The following is a 25392-nucleotide window of genomic DNA, read 5'->3' as shown; positions in this document are numbered from 1 at the left end:
TAGCCAACTTACAAATATACAAAGCCGTCTAGGTCTAACACCTGTAACTTAGTTAAATAATTAAATGAATACCGAAACTTTCCTGGTACACCCAGGGAAGTTTTTTGATATTTTTCAGTAACCTTTCCTCTCTGGGTACGTCTGTTAAGAAAATAATAACTTTTATAGGAGAAGTTAAATGAAAAGGTATATGAAGTCATCCTCGATTATTTGTGCTCTCCTCTTTCTTATAGCCTGCAGCCGCACTGCCGATATTTCTGATAATAGAGCTTCAGGGTCGGAAGTAATCCAAACACAAGCAGGTGCAGAGATGGATTTTCACGGTATTATTGTGGAGAAGGATAAATCGTCCGTTGTTGTTGTAATCGGATTAACGGAGAAGGATGTCGCCGGAAAGACGGTTGATGAGTTAATCGACAAGTACGATCCTGAGATATATAAAATTTCTACTAAGGGAATTACTGCACAGTTAAACGTTGGAGACTCCGTAAACGTATGGACGAATGGCATGTACGAGGATAGTCGGATCGTCCAGACGACTGCTACTAAAATAGAAAAATCAAGTTGAGCCTAGAATCGGCGATAGTTTAGCAACTGAGGACGAAAGAGCGACGTTGGCGGTGACCGCCAGAATTCGATTATATGATGCTCATGAAGAAGGCGACCGGTCCTCCCGGTCGCCTCTTCTTACTTTCCGTCCCGCAATTGCTTATCCAGCGCCACCTGCAAATCAGCCATGTACATGGCCGGCGTGTAGTTCGCGCTGGACACCAGCAGCTGTGCATTGTTCCAGGCGGTCGCCTGCGTCTCTGCGTTAAAAAACGCCTCGAACCATAACGTGCCGTTTTTGACGCCGTCGATCTTGTTCTGCGCCAATTGGGTGAGCGGCGGCAGCGTCTGCGGGAGACGATCCGTCTTGAATCCGGTAATGATGCCCATCTCGCTCATCGCTTTGTTGCCGTAATCCGAGAACACCGACTTCATCCACCGCTTCATCTCGTCGTCGTAGCCGGCCGCGGAGAAGGAAGTCGTTAGCCCCGCGTTGAGCAGCCAATCGCCTTCTCCGCCCGCGCCGCCCGGCACGAGCGGGATATTGAACAAGCCGATCCGGTCTTCGCCGATGCGGTTCTGCTTCGGGTCGTTGAAGTCCCGCAGACTCCAGCTCCCCGTGTAGTAGATTGCTGCACGGCCCTGCAGGAATGTCGCGGTCGCTTCGTCCAGATCGGTCGTGTTCACGTGGTCGCCGAAGTAACCGTGCAGCGCCATGCGCTGCACGACGTCCGCCGCCTCGACAAATCCCGGATCGGTCACGTCGAGCTCGCCCCGGCTCACGCGAGCCATGACGTCGAAGCCGTATTTGCGCACGACGTACCCGTTGATCAGCCGGGTGAGCGTCCATTTCTGGGAGCCTGCAACGGCAAAGGGCTGTACGCCAGCTTGCTGCAACGCTTCGGCCGCCTGAAGAAGCTCGTCCCAGGTTTCGGGCACCTGAATGCCGTTTTCTTCGAACAGCGACTTGTTGTACCAGAAGCCCTCGATGTTGATCTCGAGCGGCAGCGCGTACAAGCCTTTGCCGCCCGTCATCGACTTCAGCAGCTTGACGGCGGTCGGATTCAGCTCGTCGCTAAGCCCCAGCTCTCCGAAAGCCTGCTCGATATCGAGCACGAATCCATGCTCGGAAAGCTGCTGCAGCGGCTTGCCGGATTCGTAGGTGAACAGCTCCGGGAGGTCGTTGCTCGCCGCCAGCAGCTGGACCCGCTGCAGCAGGTCGGATGTGTTGACGTTCTCGAATTCGTACCGGACCGAAGGATGCTCCCGCTCGTAGTCCCGGGCCAGCTCGCTGACGATGCGAGGCTGCTGCGACTCCAGATTGGAGGAGACGTAACGGATGACGCGGGTCGGATCGGTCACGACCGGATGGTCCGAGGCGTAAGACGATACGCCGGCGCAAGCAGGCAGCAGGAGCAGCACGAGCAAAAACAGCGGCAGCTTCAATCGTGGCCAGGCTCGGCGCGAACGCCCCAGAAGCGGCGGCTTCCGCAGCAGCCGGTATCCGCTCGATCCCGGCCGATGCCGCGCATGATCCCCCTCCCGGCGTCCCTCTTCATGCTCAGCCATGCTCCGCCTCCTTCCGCGCCGGCGCGCCCGGATCGTCCCGGTACTGGCCGGGCGTCATGCCGACGTGCTTTTTGAACAGCTCCGTGAAGTGCCTGTAGTTGTAATAACCGACCGCCTCGCTCGCCTCGTTGACCCGCTTGCCCTCGCGCAGGAGCAGCTTCGCTTCGTCGAGCCGCAGCCGCGTGACGTGCTTGATATAGGAGGCACCCGTCTTTTCCTTGAAAAGCAGGCTGAAGTAAGTGGTGTTCATGCCGACGTGATCCGCAACCTCCTGCAGCGTCAGATCGCGGCGGAAATGCCGCCCGATGAAGTCGAGCGCCTTGGCCACCGCGGTATGCTGGGACGCCTGCCGCTCCTCGGCGGTCTTGGCGAAGGCTGTCTCCAGCTGCTCGCGAAGCCAGCGGAACATCTCGTCCCGCGTCTGCATGCCGGCCAGCTCCCGATGCGACACCGCCGCTGCGGTCATAACGCCCCGCTGCGCGACCGGCACCGTCTCACGCCCCGAACGACGGCCGACGTACGCCAGCTTCAAGATCTCCTGCTCCGCAAGCTCCGGATCGAGACGCTCCTGCTCCATCCACCTGCTGAAGGCGTCCAGATCCCGAAGCAGCCCTTCCTTGTCTCCCGTCCGGATATCGAACAATATCGCCTCTTCGCGATCCGTCAGCCCTTCGGGAAAGACGCCGCTCTCCGCGATGTCCGCGTATCGGGTCAAGCCCCGTTCCTCCATAAAGCGGGCGAACCGCAGCGCGCGCAGCGCCTCGGTCCGGCTGCGGACGGCGTCGGCGACGCCGCTGTACATCCCTCCTGCGCCGACCGCGTCCGGCAGCTCCGACATGCGGCAGCGCACGTCATCCCAGCCTGCTTCGTCCGGGCATGCGAAATGAAAGACGGCCGCAAGGCGCTCGTCCCCATCGGCCGCGATCACCGTCCGGCCCGCGCCGAGCGGCTCCAGCGCCTCATCCAACGCCGCCTCCGGCACCTCTCCCGCGATGACGGTGACGGCGGCCACCCGGTCCGCCTCCTCCTCGCCGAAGCAGGCGCGCCAACGCGGGAGCGCCTCAAGACCGCGCCGGAGCAGCGCCAGCGTCGCCTGCTCGAGCAGCGCCTCCCGGCTCGCGTCGGCGGCACGCCGCAGCGCGGCCAGCTCCTCCCGCCCGCCGATCCGCTCGCGTGTCCGCCTCAGCGCCTCGTCCACTTTTTCCAGCGTAATCGGCTTCTCCAGGTAATCGACGACCCCGAGCTTCATCGCGGTCCGCACGTACTCGTATTCGTTAAACCCGCTGAACACGATGCAGACCGTCTCCGGCGCTTCCTCCATCACAAGCTCGATCAGACGCAGACCGTCGAGGCCCGGCATCCGAATGTCCGTCATCACGATATCGGGCCGCAGCTCGCGGATGAGCGCCCAACCCGACTTGCCGTCCTCGGCCGTACCGACAAGCGACATGTCGTAGTCGGACCATTCGATCATCGAGCGCAAGCCCTCCAGGACGATGTATTCATCGTCGCAGATCACGACGCGCAGCATGCCTCATCCCTCCTTGATGTCCAGCGGGCGAAACCGGATCTCGATCGACGTGCCTTCGTCCGGCGCAGTTCTCACCGTCAGGGCGCTGTCCGGTCCGTAATAAAGCGCGAGCCGCTCCCGGACGTTGCCGAGACCGTAGCCGCCGTGCGTTTGTTCCTGCGACGCCATCCCGACACCGTCGTCCTCGACCGTGAAGATCGCCATGCCGTCCTGCAGCTTGCCCGTCAGGCGTACCTCGCCTTCCCCAATCTTGGGCTCGAGGCCGTGGTAGATGGCATTCTCCACGAGCGGCTGCAGCAGCAGCTTCAGGATCTCCAGGCTCATGAGCGCCGGCTCGACCTCCGCCACGTAGCGGAAGCGCCCTTTGTACCGCAGATTCTGAATCGTCATGTAGTGCTCGATGTGCCTCAGCTCCTTGAAGACGGGGATCGTCTCCTTGCCCTTGTTGAGGCTCAGCTTGAAGCTCTCGGACAGCGCGACGGCCATGCTGGCGATCTCCTTGTTCTTGGCGATGACAGCCATCCAGTAGATCGAATCGAGGGTGTTGTACAAAAAGTGCGGCTTGATCTGCGCCTGCAGCGAACGAAGCTCGGCCTCCCGCTCCTTGAGCTTCGAATGGACGAGACGTTCGCTAAGCTGCACGTTTTCGGAGGAAATTCGCCGGAACGTCTCGCCGATCGCGCCGACCTCATCCTCGTCGAAGGCCGTTCTTTGCGCCTGTTCTCCGTTTCCTTTCGACCAGTCGATCATCATCTTCTTCAGCTGCAGCAAGGGCCGGGTGATACTGCCGGAGACGAACAGCGACAGCAGCAGCGCGATCAGGCCGATAAAAGCCGCGAACCAGGCGGTTGCGAGGCCGATCCGAGTGGAATCCTGCAGCAGCCGACTCGCCTTGACGACGTGCAGGAACGTCCAGCCGGTCGTGTCGTTGCGATAGCCGATCGTCAGGTAGCCCATCCGATGAAGCACGTGGAACGCCTCCTCTTCCCCGTTTGCATCCCCGAACCGCTGCACGAGTGCCGGATCCTGCGCATAGACGACGCTGACGGGGCTGCCCGCCGGATCGAGCACGAGAAAGCCACTGTCCTGATTGTCGTTCATCGCCTGGGCGAACATCGACTTTTTCAGATTAATGACGAGCAGCCCGATCGTCTCGTAGTCGGACGGGTCGCGGAGCACTTTGACGCTGGAAAAAGAACCGCTGCCGGGAGAGGCCTGGAGAACGTTGTAGGCGAAAAAGAGCTCCCGGCCCTTCGCCGCCAGCGCCTCGCGATACCAAGCGCTGCCCGAGATGCCGAGCCTGCCCTGCGGACTCGCGTAGATGCCCGCGTTGGCATCCGTGCTGCCGTAGCAGACGGCGTGGAAGCCGCGGTCGAACAGGCAGATCGAATCGATGTGCCGCGTGTCGATCAGGTTCGAGACGACCACGTTTTGCAGCCGGTTCGCGGCGCGCACGTCGAGAATCCGCCCGCCGTCCTCGCCGACGGCCTTGAGGTCCGCGCGTACCTGGTCGTTGGCCAGGATGAGGCGGTGCATGTTCACGACGTTGCGCAGCAGCAGGTCCGCCACCTCGCTGGCCGTCTTGAGGTTGTGTTCGTTGTTGTCCATATGATTGCGAACGATCGTGTTTTTGGAGATGTTGTAGGAAATGTAGCCGAGCAAAATGAGGGGCGGCACGGACAGCATGACCATCGCCAGCAGGATCCGCAGACGGAGCTTGCGCGGCCTCATGCGTCGCAGCGCATGCCGCATATGGACTAACATCCAATCGACCGCCTTTTAACGTGTCATCGCCGAATGCCGGACAGGCCGCCGAGTTCTCCCTCAATTGTAAACGAATTCATAGAAAATCGGACATCCGGATTTTTTAGGGGCGGATGTCCGATTTTTTTGGTTTAGGTGGCGGAGGCGCAGGCTGGATTGGTGCGGAAATAGCGGGTTTTTCCGGGTAATTGGCGTAGTTAGCCGGTTTTTCCGGGCAACTCGGCCAACACACAGCTCCCCCGCCCCTAGCCCTACCACTCACACTTCGGATTCGACGTCGAACGCTTCTCTCATCGCTTGCAGTCCCTTAGCTGCTGCTTCGTCGGCAGCCAGTTCGCCGAAATCGGCGACGAACAGCTCCAGAGACAAGTAGCCCTCGTACCCGATCCGATGCAAAATTTTCGCGGCCTCCCGCAGCGGCGCGACGCCCTCGCCCGGGAATACGCGGTCCCCGTCGCCGATCGTTTCCACGCCAGGCGAAGCCGGATAGTCGTTGGCATGGCAGATGCCGATCTCGGCGCCCGTCAACGCGTCCAGCTCGGCGATCGCGCTCCCGCCCGTGTACATGTGGAACGGATCAAGCAGCAGCTTGCCGCCCGACACGCCGCTCCGGCGGAGAATGTCGCGGGCTTCGGCCAGCCTAGACAGCTTCGGCGCCCGTCCCCAGAACTCCAGGTACGGCTCGATGCCGATGCCCCGCCCCAGCTCGACGAGGCGCGCGAACCTCGCGGCCAGCTCATCAGCGGACACGCGCCCGACTTCGCCGAACGGCGGGGCGGCCACCGCCCCGCAGCCCAGCTCGGCCAGCAGCCGCATCTCCCGCTCCGCCTGCGCAAGGGCCGCTTCTCGTTCGTCCTCATCCTCGTCCGCCCATTTAAAGAAGGCGATCGCGTTCGGGAAGGCGAGGCCGCTCCCTTCCAGGCAAGACCGCAGCGCGGCGATCGTTCCGCCGCCACTCAGATATGATTGGATCTGAGGCACCCACAGCTCGATGCCCTCATAACCCGCCCGCGCCGCAACGGCAATCTGCTCCGGCACTTCAAGCTCAAACGGGAAAAGCGTCGATGCGTTCAACGCCGCTTTAAATGGAAACATAATTGAACTTCCTCCCTTTTAACCCTCACTCGTCCGCGATCCGGATCGTCCTTCGTTCCGCGCTGCTGCGCAGCGCAAGCTCGATTAGCCGGATTGCGTCGCGGGCTTGCTCCGCTTTGACCGCGAGCTCGGCGCCGGCAGTCAGGTGCTCGTAAATGTTTAGATAGTAGTCCTGATAGGCGCCAGGCAGCGTCTCCACAAGGCCTTCGAGGCGGAGACTTCCGACATGCGCGTTCAACCTGCCCCATTGAGTCGACGATTCCCTGCCCCAGTCGGAAGCACCGGGGCTGGCGCCGCCGATGAGCGCCGCTTCCTGCGGGTCCGTTCCGTACTTCACGTACGAGCCTGCCGTCCCGTACATCGCGTAACGAGGTCGCGGCTCGCGTGCGTACCGCGAGGAGCCAAGCAGCACGCGCAGACCGTCAGGATAAGTCAGCTCGACCTCGAAAGAATCCGGCGCCACGGCTCCCTCCCGCACCACGCGAATTTCTCCCCGGATTGCTTCCGGCTTGCCGAACAGGCAGAGTGCCTGGTCCAGCAAGTGTACGCCTAGATCGTAGAACACGCCAGTGCCTGGACCGTCCCCCTCTCGCCAATTGCCGGGGACGAAGACCGGATCGTAGCCGTCCCAGCGCAGTTCGCAAGCGACCGGCCGTCCTAACAGCCCTTGCTGAAGCAGCGACCGGACCGTGAGGAAGTCACCGTCCCATCTGCGGTTGTGAAACACGCTCAGCATCCGCCCTTGCGCCTTCGCCAACGCCATAAGCGAATCGGTCTCGGACGCCGAGGGTGTGATCGGCTTTTCCACAACGACATGCTTGCCCGCCGACAACGCTTCGCGCGCGAAGCGGACATGGTCCGTGCTGGGCGTCGCGATGACAATCAGGTCAATCGCCGGATCGTCGTACAGATCTGAGGCTTCCTTTACGACGCGGACCCAGGGGTACCGCTCCCTGGACCGCTCTCCGCTGCGCTCCACGACAGATCGAAGCGCAAGCCCCGGTACAGAAGCGATGACCGGCGCATGAAAGGTGCGCCCCGCGAAGCCGTAGCCGATCAGGCCGACGCCGATCTCTCTGCGCTCGACGCTTCCCTTGCTCCGCTCGCTCTCATCGCTTCCCTTACTCTGCTCGCTCCCGTCGACCCGCCCGCTATCTTCTATCGCCAGGCTCACTCGCGGACCGCGCCCATCCGCTGCAGATTGCGATAGCTCGTCTCGATGCATTCAAAAACAGGTCTCCGGCAATGATCCTGCTCGACGACGAGCCACTCGGTCCCCGCTTCCTCGGCCGCCTTCAAAATATCGCCGAAGTCGAGGATGCCCTCGCCCACCTCCGCGAAGAATCGCTCCTCTCCCGGCTCCATGTCCTTGACGTGAAGCAGCGGGCAGCGCCCGCGAAGGCCGCGCAAATACGCAGCCGGATCGACACCGCCCTTTTGGGCCCAATAGACGTCCAGCTCCATCTTCACCAGCTCCGGATCGGTCTCTCTCAGAAGCAGGTCCAGCGCCGTCTCTTCGCCGAATCGGACGAACTCCCAGTCGTGGTTGTGATACAAAAATTGCAGCCCGCGCGCCCTGCAGGCTTCGCCGATCCGATTGAACAGCGCGGCGCTCTCGAGCACCTCCTCGCGCGTGTCGAAGCGATGCGACAGCACGGCATACTTGGCGTCGAACAGCTTGAGGAAATCCGCAAGCGCATCCAGTCCGTCTGTCAGCTGCTCGAGCCCGGCATGGGCGCTGATGACCTGCAGGCCTATCCGGTCAAATCGTGCCTTCATGTCGGCGACCGCGATCCCTGCGGGGGGCGAGCCGATCTCGACAGCGGCATAGCCGATCTGCGCGACGCGTTCGAACGCGCCGAGGTAATCGCGATCCAGCTCGTCGCGAATCGTAAACGGTTGCAAAGCAATGGGGAATGGCATTTTATTCACGTCCTTATCGATGAAGTTGGACCATTGTAAAGTCATAAAGCAGCATACGGATAACGTTTCCTATCGATCCAGCGCGCCGTACTTCAGTCCCAACGGCAGCGGCTCCGGCCGCTCGCATTTCGCCTCCACGGCGACGTGGCGTTCCTCGCGCGACGAATCGAAAATGCCGAGCGTGACGTCCAGCGCATGCCGAGCCAAGCGTCCGCTCGCCCGGTGCGGCCTGCCCGACCGTATCGCGTAGGCCATGTCGGCAAGCCCGACGCCGCGGCTGTTGTCCGCGAAGCCGTGCGTGAACGGCAGCTCGCTCGTCCGGCCGTCAGGCTGAAGCAGCCGGATCGGACCGTCGAAGTTATTCGGGTCCGGAACATACAGGATGCCCTCGGTGCCGTAGATCTCCAGCCGTGGCGAATAGCCGAAGCTTTCCTTGCCGGCCTGCAAGGTAGCGATCGCGCCGCTCTCGAAGTCGAGCGTAGCCGAGGCGTGCATCGGCGCTTCGACCGGCACCGTTTCGCCGAAGCGCGGCGAATGCGGGTTTGCGACGGTCAAGCTGCGATTTACTTGTCCGACGGACCCGCTAACCTTGCGCACGGGACCCAGCAGGTTGATCATCGCCGTGATATAATACGGAGCCATGTCGAACAGCGGATCCCAGCCGAGCTTCAGTAGATTCGGGAGATTCGGGTGCATGCCGTCGAAAACGTTGCCCATCAGGATCTGGCCGCTCGCCGCATACGGGGTACCGATCCAGCCTTCGTCGATCAGCTTGCGGCAGGTTTGAAGGCCCGCGCCGAGGAACGTATCCGGCGCGCTGCCGACGCGAAGACCCTTCGCTTCCGCCGTGCTTAGTACCAGATCCGCGTCTTCCCGGTTCAGGGCGAACGGCTTTTCCGCGTACACGTGCTTGCCGGCTTCGAGAATCTGCAAGTTGACGGCCGTATGCGCATGAGGCGCAGTCAGATTGACGACAATCTCGATAGAGGGATCACCGAGCAGCTCTTCGACCGAGCACGCCTTGGAAACGCCGAATTCGTCCGCCCGGCGCCGGGCCAGCTCCGGCACCAAGTCCGCAACAGCCGCTACCTCTAAGATGCCGAACATCTTAGTACAATTGTTTAAATAGATCGCGCTGATCGCGCCGCAGCCGATGAAGCCGATTTTGGTTTTTTCCATGTCTCATCACCTTCCAAATCCATTAGTAACACCGGCCAGAATCGAAGTCAATGGCGGAACGGCGCGAATGCCCAAGATGCAAAATTAGTCTATTTTTTATCGAAATCGCGTCCATTTCAAGCGCTTTCAACGCGGGCTATAATGGGTTCTGTCAGCTGCGGGACGCCGCATCGAGACGCTGATTAAGCGCTTACACATAAAGGGAGGATCCGATCGTCCATGAAGAAAAAACGCATCATTCCCCTAGTCGCCGCCGCGATGCTCGCCACGCTCGCCGCCGGCTGTTCCAATTCCAGCAACGGCGGCAATGTAGCCAGTCCCGCAGCCTCCGGTGCAGCCTCATCCCCGGCATCCGCATCGGACAATGCCGGCAAGACGCTCACCATCATGATGAGCTCCGGCGACTACGGTCCCGATACGCTGAAGACGACGATGCAGGCAGCCGCCGACCAGCTCGGCGTGAAGATCAAGTACGACATTTTCCCCGACGACCAGATGCTGAACATCGTCAATACGAAGCTCGCTACGGGCAACGCCGGCGATATCATCATCCATAACTTTGGTATGACGGACGTATCGGCCAAAGATCTCGCGCCGCTCCAAGGCGACTGGGTCGACAAAATTACCGACACGACCAAGCCGCTCACCGTCAACGACAAGGGCGAGGTGCTGAAGGCGCCGCTCGGCGGCGAGTCCAACATGGGTCTCCTTTACAACAAGAAGGTGCTTCAGGACGCAGGCGTGACGCTCCCGATCAAAAACTACGACGACTTTATCGCCGCCGCCGAGAAAATCAAGGCCAAGGGCGTCACGCCCGTCTATATATCCAATAAGGAAGTATGGACCGCCCAGATTCTGCTGCTGACGACGATGACCGCGCCGCTCGTCAACGACGAGTCGTTCGTCGACAAGATGATCGCGAATGGGGCCAAGCCATCCGACAATCCCAAGCTCGTCAAGCTGTTCGACAACGTTCTCTCGCTCAAGGAGAAGAAGCTGATCAACGACGACTACATGTCCGCCACCGACGCGATGGCGCAGGAGGCGCTCGTGAACGGCAAAGCCGCCTTCTACGCGCAGATGAGCTCCACCTACGCTGCGCTTTCCCAGAACTATCCGGACAAGGTCGCCGATATCGGCATGACCTATACGCCGCTGTGGGACGACGAAAAAGACGGCTACGTGTTGTACGGTCAATCGTCAACCTATATGTCGGTCAGCGCGGCCAGCGACAACCTGGATCTGGCCAAGCAATTCGTGAATGCCGTCCTCTCGCAGCCGGTACTGACCAAGTACTACGAGCTGTCTCCGGGCTCCGCGCCATACAAGGATCTAGGCTACAATCTTAAAATGAGCCCGTTCAACGAAGAGATGAACGGGTACGCCGAAAGCCTGCCGCGCCTCGCGGACTTCACCGCGCAGCGCTTCGGCGGCGCGCCGAAGCTCGACCCGTTCTACGGCCGCTTCAACGAGCAGATTCAAGGTTTGTTCGCGGGCAAGCCGGTCAAGGATACGCTCGACGCCTGGTACAAGGCTTATGCCGACGACGCCAAGGCGCGCAGGCTGGCCGGATTCTGAGGAAGCCCGTCAGACGGTGCCTGTCTGAGGAAGCCCGTCTGACGATGCCGATCCTTCGGCGCCGCTAGGCCGCTCGAACGGCCGGACCCGACCGACGGAGTTGCGTCCGGCTGTCCGGAGCAGGCCGGGGGGCAGCCGCAGGCAGCCGCCTTCGCGTTCGCGCCAGGCGGCGGGCTGCGGCTGGCGCTCTCGCCCCACGCTCACAATCCACGAACGAAGAAGGTAATTGCCATGAGATCCCGCAGCATGTCCCGTTATTATTCCGCCTGGTTCGTCATGCCGGCCTTTATTCTTTTCCTCGTCTTTTTTATTTTGCCGAACATCGCCAGCTTCGTCCTCGGCTTCACGGACTGGTCGCTTTTTTATTTCGACGACATCCGGTTCAACGGGCTCGACAACTTCACGCGACTCTTCACGGAGGCCAACTTCCTCACGGCCGTCAAAAACACGTTTTACTTCGCCATCCTCACCGTCATCGTCAAAAACGTGCTGGGCTTCCTGCTGGCGCTGCTTGTGCACAAGCCCTCGCGCTACAATAATTATTTACGCTCCGTCATCTTCCTGCCGATCACGATCAGCTCGATCGTCGTCGCCATTGTGTTCGTCGCCATCTACAATCCGTCGAACGGCATTCTGAACGAAGGGCTGCGGGCCGTCGGCCTCGGCGGCTTGGCCAATGACTGGCTGTTCGATCCGAAAATCGCCATGACCTCGATCTCCGCGATGGAGGTATGGCAGTGGACGGGCTTCAACATGTGCATATTCATCGCCGGCCTGCAGTCGATTTCCAAGGAATACTACGAGGCCGCGAGCATCGACGGCGCCTCGAAGCTGAAGCAGACGCTTCACATTACGCTGCCGCTGCTCATGCAGTCGATCAACATCACCGTTATTTTCAGCATCATCTCGGGTCTCAAGGTGTTCGCTCAAGTCTACGGCACGACGAACGGCGGCCCGGCGGACGCGACGCAGGTGCTCGGTACGTTCCTGTACAAGAGCTTCGGCCAGGGCTACCTGGGCTATTCCTCCGCCGTCGGTCTCGTGACGACCGCGATCATCATGATTCTCACGCTGGGCATTCTCGCGTTTCTCCGCAAAAGGGAAGTGGAATATTAATGGATGTCTATTGGAAAAAACCGTCGAGAAAAACGTTCTATTACCTGGCAACGTTCCTGTTCAGCCTGGTTTACATCGTGCCGATGTGGATGGTCGTCGTCAATTCGCTCAAGGATGCCAAGGAAGCGAATCTATTCGGCGTCTCGCTGCCCTCCTCCCTGAAGTTCGATAACTACAGGACCGTCTTCGAGAGCGCGAACGTCGGACGCGCCTTCGCGAACGGAATGATTCTGTCGGTAGGCTCGGTCGTCCTTATTCTGGTGTTGGCTTCGCTGGCCTCCTTTGCCATCGCCCGCTCGCGCCGGCGTTCGTTGCAAATCTACTACTATATATTTATCGTGGGGCTCATCGTCCCCGTAGCGTTCATCCCGACGTACCTCGTGCTCGACAAGCTCTATTTGCTGAACACGTATACCGGTCTCGTGCTCGTATCCGCCACCTTCGGCCTGCCGATGTCCATCTTCCTGTACGCCGGATTTATCCGCACCATTCCGTCCGAGCTCGACGAGGCGGGCATCATCGACGGCTGCCGTCCGCTCGCGCTCTTTTTCAGGATTATTTTCCCGCTGCTTAAGCCCGTCACGATGACGCTGTTGATCTTTAACTTCGTCGGCTCGTGGAACGATATCCAGATCCCGCTGTTTTTCGCAAATGGCGACAAGTGGGGACTTCCGCTGACGGTTTACAACTTTTACGGCTCCTACCTGCAATCCTGGAATCTCATCTTCGCCGATATCCTTATGACGGTATTTCCGCTCCTCCTCCTTTACATTCTGGCGCAGCGGCATATAATTTCAGGTATGACGGCCGGTGCGGTCAAAGGGTAGGAACGCTTCGAGGTACGCGCCAGGCTCGCATCTTGGACAGGAGGCGGCAGCTTGCGGTTTTTCAGACATCTATCGTTCGCCAAACGCCTCTTCATCATCTTCGCTTCCTTAAGCTGCTTCGTCATTTTCGTATCGACCGTCGCTTATTATTACTATGCCTCCAAAGAGAACAACCGCAGCTCCATGCGCTACTTCAGCGAGACAGTCGAGAATACGGCCCGGCAGCTGGACGAGCTGGTCTCCGGCATGGATGTCGTTTCTTCCCAGGTCATCGCGAACAAAAGCATTCAACAGGCTTTTTTCGATATCGGTCCGGACCCGGACGGCACGAGCAATTACTTCGAGCAAAATCTCGCCGGTCGCAGCCTCGTTCAAGGCGCGCTCTGGACCTACAATTCTCCGCGGGAAACCGTGGAGAATATTAACGTTTTCGCGGCGCCGTCGACCTTTGTCGGGCTGATGAGCCTGCCGCCCGTCTCGTTGATCCGCCGGGAATCGGCTTCTTCGTACTGGGACGTAGGCGACGCCAAGTACAAGCTGCTGCCGCCGCACCGCGATCCCTGGGGCGTACTGATCGGGAACGAGCCGGTCGTCTCTCTCATCCGGCCGCTCACGCTGACCTACTTCAATTTTGAAAACGTCGCCACAATCGAGGTGCAGCAGAGCTACGAGAAAATACGGGAGATCTGCGACTGGGACCGGAACAAAAGCGGCATGCGGCTGTTCGTCGTGGACGATAACAATAATATCGTCTATCCCTATGCCGATCCTTATACCGATTCGGACCGCTCGCTGACGGCCGAGGTGCGGACCGCGCTGTCGACGTCCGACGAAGGGGCGCTAAGCAAGATTCGGGTCGCCGAATACGACGAGCCGCTCATCGCCGCTTCGCACCGGCTTGCCAATGCGAAGTGGCGCGTGTTCCTCGTTCAGCCGGAATCCGCCTATCTGTCGTCCGTCAACCGGATGCTGGTCATTCTGATCGCGACCGGCATCGCGTTCACGGCAATCATCTCCGTCATCGTGTACTTTATCACCCGATTCGTTACCCGTCCGCTTGTTCGCCTGCGCCGGTCGGTTCAGCACGTTTCCTTGGAGAACAAACTGACCAAGAGCGCTTCGACCAAGATCGACGAGATCGAGCAGCTTGAAGCGTCCTTCTACGAGATTATCGAGGAGATCAAGCAATCGGCGAATCTGCTGGTCAAATCCAAGGAAAGCCAACTTCGGCTGAAAATCTCGGAGCTGCAATCGAAGATCAATCCGCATTTCCTCTATAATTCGCTCATGGCGATCAGCTCGGCCGGTCAAGAGGCCCGCAGCCTCAAGGTGCAGACGATGTGCTACCAGCTCGGCGAGCTGTTCCGTTACAGCAGCGGCGACGGCGAAGAGACGACGGCGGCCGACGAGCTTCAGATCGTCTCCACATACCTGGCGTTTATGAAGATGCGCTACGAAGAGTTGCTTTCCTACGAGGTAGAGGAGTCCGGGGCGACGGATCGCGTGCGTATCCCCAGGCTGCTGATCCAGCCGCTCATCGAGAATTCGTTCACGCACGGCTTTCTCGGCATCGTCCCGCCCTTCAAGCTTCGCGTTCTAAGCGTCGCCGACGATCGCGAGTGGCGTGCCGAGATTCAGGACAACGGCAGCGGACTCAGCCCCGAAGCCATTGCCAGAATCCGTGGAAAAATGCGCGAGGTGGACGACATTCTCGAATCGAATGAAGGCTACGATCGTCTCCGCACGGACGATATGGCGCTGATCAACCTCTACATCCGTCTGAAAACGACGTACGGCAAAAACGCCGAGCTCCATGTCGGCAACGATCCCAAGCTCGGAGGCGCGCTGATGCGAATCCGCGTTATTCTGTAACCTCGAGGTGAAGACATGACGATCCGAACGTTTATCGCGGAGGACGAGCCGCTCACGCTGAGGAGCATCAGACAGTCCATCGAGCAAACGAACGAAGCCTACCGCGTCGTCGGACAAGCGACCGACGGCCAATCCGCGCTGAGACTGATCCGCGAGACCGAGCCCGACGTCGTCTTCACGGATATTCGGATGCCGCTGGTCGACGGGCTTGGTCTCGTCCGGCAATTAAAGGCGGAAGGCTGCCGCTCCGTCTTCGTCTTGCTGAGCGGCTACAAGGAATTCGAATACGCCAAGGAGGCGATTACCCTCGGCGTCGAAGAATATTTGATCAAGCCGATCAATCCCGCTCAGCTGGAGAGCGTGCTGGCACAGGTGCAGTCAAAGCTCGACAGCGCGCGACGGCTGCGGCAGCATGACTATCTCGAGCACAGGCGGGACGAGCCGCCGCCTGCCGGACTGTTCGATCCGAGCCGTTCGTACTGGATGGTTGGCATATGCGCAGGGGCATACCGGCGCAATCCGCTCGAACCGGTTATCGGCGCGGACCGTCTGGCGGACCTCGACAAATGGGTCGCCTCGCTGTCAGCGACTCGCCCCTACTGGCTCTTGAACGGCAAGTGTCCGAATGAAAAAATCGTGGTTTGGGAAGCGGAGCCGTCCTTCCCGATTGCCGCGCTGGCCGATAGTTTAGGCGCCAAGATTGGGCAGTTCGCGGAGAGAAACGTGCCGGTAACGCTATTCTACGGTGCGGCACCTGCGGAGGCAGGCGCGCTGCCGGCGCGTATTGCGGCGTTGGAGCTGGAAATACGCGAGCGGCTCGTATTCGGAGAGTCCGTCGTCGCGGGCATCGACTGGAATGCCGCGCCCGCGGCGCAGGACGTGCTGCCTGAAGCATTCGCGGAGGATCTGCGACTGCTCACGACGCTTGCCGCCAAGGACAAGGAGCTGGAGGTCCGGCTGCTGTTCAAGACGATGCTCCGTACCTGCCGCGAGCGGCGTCTGACGCAGCCGCTGCTCCTGAGGCTGCTGCGCCAGGTGTGCCAGATCCTGATCCAGCGGTCGGGGCTGGAGATCGAGCCGCGGGACGCGGCGGAGGATCTGATCGCGTCCTCGGCCGGCTACGAGGAATTGGAACGCTTATTGGCAGCCTTCAGCCGGGAGGTCGCGCATCCGGCCGAGGAAGCGCGCGTCCTCGACAAAGGCAGTGAGCGGATTTTGGACGACATCCAGGCGCATATGGACGCGCATTTCCATACGGAGCTCTCGATCCAGGGCATCGCCGCGAGCTTTGGCTTCAACTACTCGTACCTGTGCTCCCTGTTCAAGAAGTACAAGCATCGCACGCCTAACGAATATATCATTGAAAAGCGGATCGAGAAGGCGAAGCAACTGCTACGAACGACGGATCTGTCGATCAAGTCTGTCGCTTCCTTCGTCGGCTATGAAGACCCTTACTATTTCAGCCGTATCTTCAAGACGGTCGCAGGCGTTACGCCCACGGGCTACCGGAAGTCGGCGGAAGGGTAGGCGCGAGTTGGGCTGGGAGCAGTGGCGCGAGTTGCGCGGCGACAGCGCATAACAGAGGCGAAATTCCGACTCTAGGCGCGAGTTGCGCGAGCGGTATCGAATAACGGAGGCGATATTCCGACTCTAGGCGCGAGTTGCGCGAGCGGTATCGAATAACGGAGGCGTTATTCCGACTTAGGCGCGAGTTGCGCGAGCGGTATCGAATAACCGGAGGGGCGCAATTGTGGAAAGGGGGAATAAGATGGACGAACGCCAATTGGACGAGCTGCTGCGCGGCTACGACGAAGTCGAGCGCATCCAGAAAAGCACAGGCCGCCACTTCAGCGAGCTGGACGGCTCGGAGCTACGCATAGAGACGGACGGCGTTCCGCGGCTGGCCTCCGCTCCCTTTTTCCCGGGCGGCGGCTCCGTGTCGATCTACAAACATCATCGGTTTGCGGAGATGGTGCCGCACAAGCACGAATTTCTCGAGCTGAATTTCATGTACGCGGGCAGCTGCCGCCAACACGTCGCGGGGCGCCCGCTCACGCTGCGCGAGGGAGAGCTGTGCCTGCTCGGCCGTGACGCGACGCATCGCATCGACGAGCTTGGCGATGATGATATTTTAATCAACATTCTGATCCAAAAAGAAGCGCTGTCCGCATTCTACGGCCAGCGCCTGCGCGGCGGCGGCCTCGTCGAGCGGTTCATAGGGCGCGAGCTGTCGGATAACCGGACGCATGAACGCTTCATCGTGTTTCGTACGGCGGCGCGCGACCGTCTGCGGGCGCTCATTCTAAACATGCTGCGCGAGTACTACGACCGCGACGAATACGCACTGGACATGCTGCATCACTACGTGCCGCTGCTGTTCCTCGAGCTGATGCGCGTGCGCAGCGAAGACATACAGTGCGAATCCGAGCAAACGCCGGGTGACGGGGAGCTCGCGGGAGCGCTCTCCTACCTGAGCATGCATTACCGCGTTTGCACGCTCGGCGAGCTCGCGTCGCGGTACGGCTACTCGCCCGATTACCTGGGACGCCTGCTGAAGCGCCATACCGGCTGCACGTTCGGCGAGCTTGTGCAGACCTATCGCCTCAACCGGGCCGCCGAGCTCCTGCGGACGACCGCGCTCGACGCAGCGGAGATCGCGCGGCAGTGCGGCTACGAGAGCCACGGCTTTTTTTACCGCAAGTTCAAATCGCGGTTCGGGATGACGCCGAGCGCTTATAGAAGGTCTCAGACGTAGAGAAAGCGTCGATGCCCGGCGGGATCGGCGCTTTTCTCATTTTTTCGCATGCACGGCTTGGACTAGCGGAACCGCGCCTCGCCGCAGGAGGGACGATCAGGAGGGACGATTAGGAGGGACGACAGGAAGGACGACAGGAAGGACGACAGGAAGGGAGACAGGAAGGGCGACAGGAAGGACGACAGGAGGGGCGATCAGGAGGGACGATCAGCCGCTGCTTCGAGCACGGTCCTGACCGAAGGGGATACTATTAAAACGTAAAATAGGCTGCTTTGAACGGGTTCTGATTGGAGGGGATACGAAATTTGACTCGCGCGGAACGTCTGGCGACGGCTCATCCGACAGCCTTTCCGATTGGTCGGCTGTCGCCCGCCCGCGTCGTTCCTTCGCCTTAAAGCCTGCAAATATACATCTATTTTCACCGATATTTATCCTTTTGAGAAGAAAAGATGCAAAAACGCAGGTATTTTTCTCCATCAGCCCGCTTTTCGGCTTACGCATTGAATTTACCTGCACATTTGCAGGTATTTCATCACGCGCCGTTGGGCGGCAGAAAATACATGTACATATGCAGGCTTTTCGACACACCTAAAGCATTCGAAAAGCGTCGGCACGCCTAAAGTGCGCTTATCGGTTCTCGATTTGCCGCTGCCCGAATGAGCAAGGAAAGCAAGCCCGCTTTCTCTTCTTTTCGATTACCGGTTCATCGCTAAGCCCGATCTTCGGCCCTACAGCCCGAACTTGCGGATCAGATAGGTCGGCGTGCAGCTCCACGCGTGACAGTAGCTGTTAATGAGGTGGCTGCCGTAGGGCGAGAAGCTCTTGTCCTGCGGATTGTACAGCTCCCAGAACGTGTCCGCGCCGTCCTCGAGCATGCCGCCCCAGTATTGCTTGAGCATCGCGACTGCCTCGTCACGGCAGCCCGTCAGGAGCAGCGCCTCGACGACATGATGGTACATGTACGGCGTGGTCGGGCCGACGTCCGGCGACGCGGCGAGCAGCCGCAGCAGCAGCGCCTTATTTTCCTCGGGCGGCAGCACCTCCGCCAGCGCCAGCCAAGCCTGCGACGCCCAAGACACCTGCCGGTCCGCGCCGCTTATGAAGAAGCCGAGCTCCGAGTCCCACAGCCGCGCCAGCGTCGCGGCTTCGACCTCGGCGAGCCGCGCCGTCAGCTCGGCCGCCGATTCGCAGCCCAGCCGCTCGGCCATGGCGATCGCGCGCTTCAGCGTGTAGATTAGCACGCCCTGCGCAGGCGCCTGCTTATTGAGCGATTGGTGCCAGTCGATGAACGCCCACCACGTCTCTTCGTCCCGCAGCACGCCGGTCTCGTCCAGCCGCTCGAGCCCGAGTTCCACCTGCCGGCGCGCAAGCGGCCACAGCTCGCGCAGCGTCTCCTCGTCTCCCGTGGCCCAGACATAATCATACAGCGTCGCCGCAAAAAACAGCGAGTAGTCGTACAGATACGTATCGTCTGCGATCAAGTCCGGCTCAATGAACAGGTTGGCCGTTACCCGCCCCAGTTCGTCAGGCACGGCCGCAAACAGATAAAGACAGCGCTTGACCAGATCGTCGCTCCGGAACGTCTCGTAGTTCGCCAGCGCCTGCAGCCTCAGATCGCCCAGCCACAGCCTGCGGTCCCGCTTGGGGCCGTCCTCGAACACATCCTGCATGCAATCTTGCAGCGTCTTGACGCTCACACGGTCGATCTCCCGGATCACGGGATCGGGATGCGCCAGCTCGATCACCGCGGACGTATCGGCCGACGTGACGGTACGGACCGTCACGTCGCTGAACGAAACGCGATATTTCTGCGACGTGTCGAGCACTTCCAGCTTCAGATAACGGAAGCTGTATCTTCGCGGCAGCGAGAGCCGCGCCGGCAGCACGTCGACGAGCAGGATTTCTTCCTGCAGCCAGGAGCTGCTAATCCAGCCGTTGTACGAGGAGAACGGCTCCGCCATCTCCACCGGCATCTCACCGAACGTCAGCTTCAGCTTCAGCGGCGCATCGGGCGGACTGCCGACCGCACGGACGTCGAGCGAGACGTAGCCGACCCGATGGTCGCCGAAGTCCAAAACGACTTCATCTCCCTTTTTAAACCCCCGCTCCGCCAGCGATTCGACAAGCGACACCTCACGCGCCTGCCAGCCGTGCATGGCTTCGGCGTCCGCGACGACCTCGACGATACACGCCGCGCCGACCGTCTCTTCAACCAAAACCGGCTTGAGCCCCCCCGCCTTGCGGACAAACGTTTCATTGCGCACGATCGCGACCTGCGCGGCTTGCATTTTGATCGTATCCGCCATCCTCCAGCACCTCTCCCTTGTCGCATCTGTCTCTTACTCTAGCAGGCCCGTATACCCCAGCCATAGAACCGAATCCCGCGTAAAATGATCCGATTCCGTCGCGATATGCCGGTCTCCGCGATCAGGCGATTCCGGAATCCATTGAACCCGCGGTCCATCAGTTTGCCAGTCTGCGGGTCCATCGATTCGCTATCCCTTCGCACTCCCTTGCAATCCGCCGCATACCGTCCTTCCGCCTCGCAATCCGCCGCATACCGTCCTTCCGCCTCGCAATCCGCCGCATACCGTCCTTCCGCCTCGCAATCGGCCGCCTACCGTCCTTCCGCCGCGCGATCGGCCTCCAGCTGCCGCTGCAGCTCGCCCAGATAGTCCTTGGGCGAATAACCCGCGCTCGTGACGAGCAGCTGTGCGTTGTCCCAGGCCAGCAGTTGCGCTTTGGTGCTGAAGCGGGCCTCGAACCACAGCGCTCCTTTTTTCACCTCGCCGATCTTGCTCTGGACCATTCTCGTGAGCGGCGGCGCGTCCTCGGGCACGTCCTTCACGTTAAATCCCGTCACCATGCCGAGCTCGGACATGGCGCGGTCCCCGTAACGCTCGAACACGAACTTCATCCATTCGCCGACCTCGGGCGTATACGAAGATTTGGAGAAGGAAGTGGTGAGCCCGGCGTTCACCGGATATTCGTCAAGCGAGCCCAATCCGTCCTGAACGAGCGGGATGCTGAAAAAGCCCACGTTGTCCGCTCCGATCTTGTTCTGCGTCCGGTCGTTAAAGGCGCGCAGCTGCCAGCTGCCCATGTAGAACATGGCCGCCTTGCCCTGCAGAAACAGGTTGACCGACGTGCCCATGTCAATCGTGTTCACGCGGGAGCCGAAGTATCCCTGGAGCCCCATCCGCTGTACGACATCAGCCGCCTCGACAAAGCCGGGATCGGCGAGCGACAGTTCTCCCTTATCCACCTCTTCCATCGCGTCGACGCCGAGCTTGCGGATCGCGTAAGCGTTGATCAGACGCGTGATCGGCCACTTCTCCTTGCCGGCCACGGCGAACGGCTGGATGCCTTCGCGCTTGAACGTCTCTGCCGCCGCGAGCATCTCGTTCCAGGTCCTCGGCTCGTGCAAGCCGTATTTTGCGAAAAGGGTCTTGTTGTACCAGAAGCCTTCGATGTTCATCTCGAGCGGCAGCGCGTACAGGCCTTTCCCTTCCGCGTACGCCTTGAGCAGCTCGACGGCCGCAGGATTCAGGCTGTCCGCCATGCCGAGCTCCGCGAACGTCCGCTCCAGATCGAGCGCGGCGTTGCTGTCGATGAGATCGAGCAGCGGCTTGCCTGACTGATAGCTGAACAGCACGGGCAGATCGTTGCTCGCCGCGAGCAGCTGCACGCGCTGGTTCAGGTCGCTCTCCGACACGTTCTCGAATTTGTACCGGACCGACGGATGCTCGCTTTGATATTCCCGGGCGAGCTCGCTGATGATTCTGGAACTGCCTTCGTCTTCTTTGTTGGAGGACAGATACAAAATCGTCGTCGTATCGTACGCCGGAACGAGCGCCGGCGCCGGGGCGCCGCCGCAGGACACCAGCAGGAGCAGGGAGAACGCCGGCAGCGCGAGACGAAGAGCCGGCAGCCGCAACAAACGGCCGCGTTCCGGTTGCCGCAAGACGCTCATCGCCCTCTCCCGGTCGAGCGGTACTGTCCGGGCGTCATGCCGGTCTGCTTTTTGAACACTTCAGCGAAGTGACGCGCATGGTAGTAGCCCACCCGCTCGCTGATTTCCTGGGTCGGGATGCCTTCCTCGAGCAGCGTCTTCGCCTTTTCCATGCGCAGCTTGGTCAAATATTTGATATAAGAGAGGCCCATCTGCTCCTTGAAAAGCAGGCTGAAATACGCGGCGTTCATCTCGACATGGGCCGCGACCTCCTGCTGGGTCAGATCCCTGCCATAGTGAAGCTCCATGTAGGCAAGCGCCTTCTCCACCGCCGAATGCTTGGTCCGCTGCCGCACGCCGCGTATCCAGTCCGCGATCCGCTCGATCTCCGCCCGCAGCCAGGCGGCCTGCGCCGACCTTGTCTCGAGATTCCTCAGCGCGAGCTGCGGCGGCTCGCCGGCGCGATCGAGCTCGGAAGCGTCGCCTCCCGTTTCCCGGGCCGCTTCGACGGCATGCAGCAGCAGCTTGAGCAGCGCTAGCTCGGCGACTTCCGGATCGACCTTTCCCTGCTTGAACGACACCAGATAGTCGTCCAGCTTCAGCAGCAGGCCTTCCTTATCCCCAAGGCGCAGGTCGAAGAGAATGCCCTCCTCCAGATCGGACAGCTCGGGAGCTGGAGAGTGCCCGTCGCCCAGATCCTCGTACCGGGTCCAGCCGGTTCCCTCGAGATATTTGCCGTAGCGAAGCGCCCGGAGCGCCTCGCGGTAGCTGGCGGCAGCATCGCCGGGTTCGGCGTGCGTCGCCCCGGAGCCGACAGCCGACCGTCCCCACGCTTGCAGGGAACAGATCCAATCGCTCCCGATCGCGCCGAGATGGAAAATCGCGTGCAAATATTCGGCGCCGTACCGGACCGGCACCACGCGGCAGCCGGACCCCTCCGGCAGCTCGAACGCCGAATCCGCGCTGGCGACGACCGTGACGCCCTGTACGTCCTCCGCTTCCGGACCGAACTGCACCCTCCACGCGTCTTCGGCATCGCTTCCATAGAGGAGCAGATCGAGCGTCGCCTTTTCCAGCAGCCCCTCCTGCCAGCTCCGCTTCAGACTCGACATCTCGCTTCGCTCGCCGATGCGCGCAACCGCCTTCTCGATGCCTTCCCGGATTTTCGAGATCGTGATCGGTTTCTCCAGATAGTCCACGACCCCGAGCTTAATCGCGCGCTTGACGTAGTCGAACTCGTTGTAGCCGCTGAACACGATGCACATCGTATCGGGCGCTTCCTCCTGGATGTGTTCGATCAGCTGAAGCCCGTCCATACCCGGCATGCGGATATCGGTCATGACGATATCGGGCCGCAGCTTCCTGAACATTTCCAGCGCGGACAGCCCGTCCTTGGCCGTCCCCGCCAGCTCGACGCCGTGCTCGCGCCAGTCGATGAGCCGCTCCAGCCCTTTCAGCACGATAAATTCGTCATCGAACACGACCGCCTTCAGCATGACTACTCCTCCTTGTATAACTTGTGCGGAAAGCGCAGCTCGATCGACGTGCCTTCGCCCGGCCGGCTGCGGATCGTAAACGAGCTTGTCGGCCCGTAGTAAATTTCCAGGCGTTCCCGCACGTTGCGCATGCCGTACCCTTCCTCCGTCTTCCGGATATCCGCCATGCCGACGCCGTCGTCGGTCACCGTGAACGACAGGAACTCCCCGTCCCTTCTCCCGATCAACCGCACCGTACCTTCGCCGACCTTGGGCTCGAGTCCATGATAGATGGCGTTCTCGACGAGCGGCTGGAGCATGAGCTTCATAATTTCGTAGCTCATGATGTCCGGATCGACCTTTTCCTCGTATTTGAACCGGTTGTCGTAGCGGAGATTCTGGATGATCATGTAGTGCTCGATATGCTTGAGCTCCTTGTAGACCGGGATCGTCTCCTTGCCCTTGTTCAGGCTCAGCTTGAAGCTCTCGGACAGCGACAGCGCCATCTGGGCGATATCGTGCTTCTCCTCGAGCATCGACATCCAGTAGATCGAATCGAGCGTATTGTATAAAAAATGCGGCTTGATCTGCGCTTGCAGCGAGCGCAGCTCGGCCTCCCGCTCCTTGAGCTGCGCCTGCAGCAGCCGCTCGCTAAGCACCTGATAATCCGTCGTTACCCGCTGGAACGTCTGCCCGATGACGCCGACCTCGTCCGCGAGAAACGCCTCGCCCGCCTCGGCGGCCGAATGGCCCTTGGCCCAGTCGCCGATCATTTTTTTCAGCTGCAGCAGCGGCTTGGTGATCGTACCCGACACAAAATAAGATACCGCGAGCGCGATGCCGGCCATCAGCGCGGCCAGCAGTCCCGTCGTCAGCGTGATGCGCTGGGATTGCTGAAGCAGCGTCTTGGCCTCGACGAAGTGGACGAACATCCAGCCGCTCGTCGCGTTCCGGTATTGGCTGTACAGGTAGCCGGCCTTGCGCATGTTCGCGAACGTTGCGTCCAGGCTGTCGCCGACGCCGATGCCGGCCGTGAGCTCGGGACGCAGGTCGTAGACGACGACCGGATTCGTCTCCCGCGTATCGAGCACAAGAAACCCGCTCTCGTCGCTCTCGTTGACCGTCTGCTCGAAAATCGACTTGCGGATGTTAATGACGAGCAGGCCGATCTTTTCCCCGCTCAGCCGGTTCGGATCGCGCAGCAGCTTGACGCTGGAAAACGCATTGCCGTAAGGCGATTCCTCGAGCACGTTGTAGCCGAAAAACACTTCCTTGCCCTTGGCCTGCTCGGCCTGCGCGTACCAGTCCGTACGCTCGATCAGGCCGCGCGTTTCCTCGGAGCCGTACTTCCCCGCCTGCTCCGAGCGTCCGTAGCAGACCGACCGGAAGTTGCGGTCGAACAGGCAGATCGAGTCGATGTTCTGGATGTCGAACAGATTCGATACGACGATATTTTGCAGCAGGTTGGCCGTGCGGACGTCGATGACGCCCTGCCCGTCCGCCTTCGCCTCGCCGCTCCTGTACAGCTCCTGCCGGAGCTGGTCGTTGGACAGGATGATGCGGTTCATATTGATAATGTTGCGCATGAGCAGATCGGCGACCTCGCTGGACGTCTTGAGGTGGTCCGCGTTGGCCTGTATATGGTTTTGCACGAGCATGTCCTTGGAAATGTTCAGGGAAACGTAGCCCAGCACGAATAGCGGCGGAAGCGAAACCAGAATCATGGCAGCCAGAAATCGGCTGCGGATTCGCGGCGGCCTGAGCTTGAGCAAAAAGCGGCGGAGTCTCGTTATCATGGCAAGCATCCTTTACGGGCGTCACAGGCTTGTTGTAAGCGGAAACAAACATTTGATCGGCCCGATATGCCGCGCCTTTAGCGAATAGCGTACGACGTTGCGGCGGCACGACCCGTTTCCTTTCATTCTAACCAATCGCGCACGCAATATTAAGGTGCGGATTTTTTAGGAAAGGTCCGCGTTTTTTAGGAAGATGACGGACTGGCCGGACGGTCGCCCATCCGCCTTACGCCTGCCTTCTCAAACCTCCGCAAGTTCGCCCTGCCATTCGCCGCCACAGGTTGGTCGTTCCTCCTTCCGTTCGCTGTTCCGCCGTCGATCGCCAATCCACCTTCCGCCGCTGGCCGAAGACTTGCCCGCCCTGGGCAACCATCGCTGTTTCGCCATCCTTCCGCCGCCGATTAAATAGTT

General features: G+C 60.4%; 18 protein-coding genes. 7 read left to right on the top strand and 11 right to left on the bottom strand.

The genetic code is table 11. From position 1 onward, the window contains the following. Nucleotides 1-178 precede the first annotated feature (178 nt). On the top strand, nt 179-568 hold the full coding sequence (locus tag ACFSR7_RS10075) for a DUF3221 domain-containing protein (protein ID WP_378161075.1): 390 nt from the start codon (nt 179-181) through the stop codon (nt 566-568). 119 nt (nt 569-687) lie between these two features. Here the strand turns inward: ACFSR7_RS10075 and ACFSR7_RS10070 are convergent, their stop codons facing one another. The 7 genes from ACFSR7_RS10070 to ACFSR7_RS10040 form a co-directional block, all read right to left on the bottom strand. Then, complete coding sequence (locus tag ACFSR7_RS10070) at nt 688-2118, bottom strand: ABC transporter substrate-binding protein (RefSeq protein ID WP_378161073.1); 1431 nt, start codon at nt 2116-2118, stop codon at nt 688-690. After that, the gene (locus ACFSR7_RS10065) at nt 2111-3649 is read right to left on the bottom strand and encodes a response regulator (protein WP_378161071.1); all 1539 of its coding nucleotides are present in this window, start codon (nt 3647-3649) and stop codon (nt 2111-2113) included. The genes ACFSR7_RS10070 and ACFSR7_RS10065 overlap by 8 nt, the downstream gene beginning before the upstream one ends. A gap of 3 nt (nt 3650-3652) precedes the next feature. Continuing rightward, a complete protein-coding gene (locus tag ACFSR7_RS10060; protein WP_378161069.1) occupies nt 3653-5413 on the bottom strand; it encodes a cache domain-containing sensor histidine kinase in 1761 nt (586 codons plus the stop codon). 258 nt (nt 5414-5671) lie between these two features. Next, a complete protein-coding gene (locus ACFSR7_RS10055) occupies nt 5672-6508 on the bottom strand; it encodes a sugar phosphate isomerase/epimerase family protein (RefSeq protein WP_378161067.1) in 837 nt (278 codons plus the stop codon). Between the two features lie 25 nt (nt 6509-6533). Continuing rightward, complete coding sequence (locus ACFSR7_RS10050; protein ID WP_378161065.1) at nt 6534-7682, bottom strand: oxidoreductase; 1149 nt, start codon at nt 7680-7682, stop codon at nt 6534-6536. Further along, nucleotides 7679-8431: a sugar phosphate isomerase/epimerase family protein gene (locus ACFSR7_RS10045; RefSeq protein WP_378161064.1), complete on the bottom strand. Its 753-nt coding sequence runs from the start codon at nt 8429-8431 to the stop codon at nt 7679-7681. The genes ACFSR7_RS10050 and ACFSR7_RS10045 overlap by 4 nt, the downstream gene beginning before the upstream one ends. Before the next feature lie 69 nt (nt 8432-8500). Further along, nucleotides 8501-9610 (bottom strand): Gfo/Idh/MocA family protein, encoded by a 1110-nt coding sequence (locus ACFSR7_RS10040; RefSeq protein WP_378161062.1) that lies wholly within the window; start codon nt 9608-9610, stop codon nt 8501-8503. Between the two features lie 219 nt (nt 9611-9829). Here ACFSR7_RS10040 and ACFSR7_RS10035 point away from each other — a divergent pair, with 219 nt between their 5' ends. The 6 genes from ACFSR7_RS10035 to ACFSR7_RS10010 all read left to right on the top strand — a co-directional run bounded on the left by ACFSR7_RS10035 (nt 9830) and on the right by ACFSR7_RS10010 (nt 17758). Further along, complete coding sequence (locus ACFSR7_RS10035; RefSeq protein WP_378161060.1) at nt 9830-11188, top strand: ABC transporter substrate-binding protein; 1359 nt, start codon at nt 9830-9832, stop codon at nt 11186-11188. 231 nt (nt 11189-11419) lie between these two features. Beyond that, nucleotides 11420-12304 carry a carbohydrate ABC transporter permease gene (locus ACFSR7_RS10030; protein ID WP_378122111.1) on the top strand — a complete coding sequence of 295 codons (885 nt, stop codon included), beginning with the start codon at nt 11420-11422 and terminating at the stop codon, nt 12302-12304. Further along, complete coding sequence (locus tag ACFSR7_RS10025) at nt 12304-13131, top strand: carbohydrate ABC transporter permease (protein WP_378161058.1); 828 nt, start codon at nt 12304-12306, stop codon at nt 13129-13131. The genes ACFSR7_RS10030 and ACFSR7_RS10025 overlap by 1 nt, the downstream gene beginning before the upstream one ends. 51 nt (nt 13132-13182) lie before the next feature. Continuing rightward, a complete protein-coding gene (locus ACFSR7_RS10020) occupies nt 13183-15003 on the top strand; it encodes a cache domain-containing sensor histidine kinase (protein ID WP_378161056.1) in 1821 nt (606 codons plus the stop codon). Between the two features lie 15 nt (nt 15004-15018). After that, nucleotides 15019-16530, top strand: coding sequence for a response regulator transcription factor (locus ACFSR7_RS10015; protein WP_378161054.1), 1512 nt, complete (start codon nt 15019-15021; stop codon nt 16528-16530). A 241-nt stretch (nt 16531-16771) separates the two neighbouring features. Beyond that, entirely contained in the window at nt 16772-17758 is a 987-nt protein-coding gene (locus ACFSR7_RS10010; protein ID WP_378161052.1) for an AraC family transcriptional regulator, read from the top strand. A 728-nt stretch (nt 17759-18486) separates the two neighbouring features. Here ACFSR7_RS10010 and ACFSR7_RS10005 read toward each other — a convergent pair. From ACFSR7_RS10005 to ACFSR7_RS09990, 4 genes are all read right to left on the bottom strand, one after another. Beyond that, nucleotides 18487-20064 carry an alpha-L-rhamnosidase-related protein gene (locus tag ACFSR7_RS10005; protein ID WP_378161050.1) on the bottom strand — a complete coding sequence of 526 codons (1578 nt, stop codon included), beginning with the start codon at nt 20062-20064 and terminating at the stop codon, nt 18487-18489. Nucleotides 20065-20375: 311 nt separating this feature from the next. Continuing rightward, nucleotides 20376-21731: an ABC transporter substrate-binding protein gene (locus ACFSR7_RS10000; protein ID WP_378161048.1), complete on the bottom strand. Its 1356-nt coding sequence runs from the start codon at nt 21729-21731 to the stop codon at nt 20376-20378. Then, nucleotides 21728-23206 carry a response regulator gene (locus tag ACFSR7_RS09995; protein WP_378161046.1) on the bottom strand — a complete coding sequence of 493 codons (1479 nt, stop codon included), beginning with the start codon at nt 23204-23206 and terminating at the stop codon, nt 21728-21730. The genes ACFSR7_RS10000 and ACFSR7_RS09995 overlap by 4 nt, the downstream gene beginning before the upstream one ends. 2 nt (nt 23207-23208) lie before the next feature. Then, nucleotides 23209-24981, bottom strand: coding sequence for a sensor histidine kinase (locus ACFSR7_RS09990; RefSeq protein WP_378161044.1), 1773 nt, complete (start codon nt 24979-24981; stop codon nt 23209-23211). Nucleotides 24982-25392: the final 411 nt, after the last annotated feature.

It is taken from the genome of Cohnella sp. GCM10020058 (assembly GCF_042683485.1).
Lineage (GTDB): Bacteria > Bacillota > Bacilli > Paenibacillales > Paenibacillaceae > Cohnella.
Note: the sequence above shows the minus strand (reverse complement) of the source record. Positions and strands in the feature narration are given on the sequence as shown.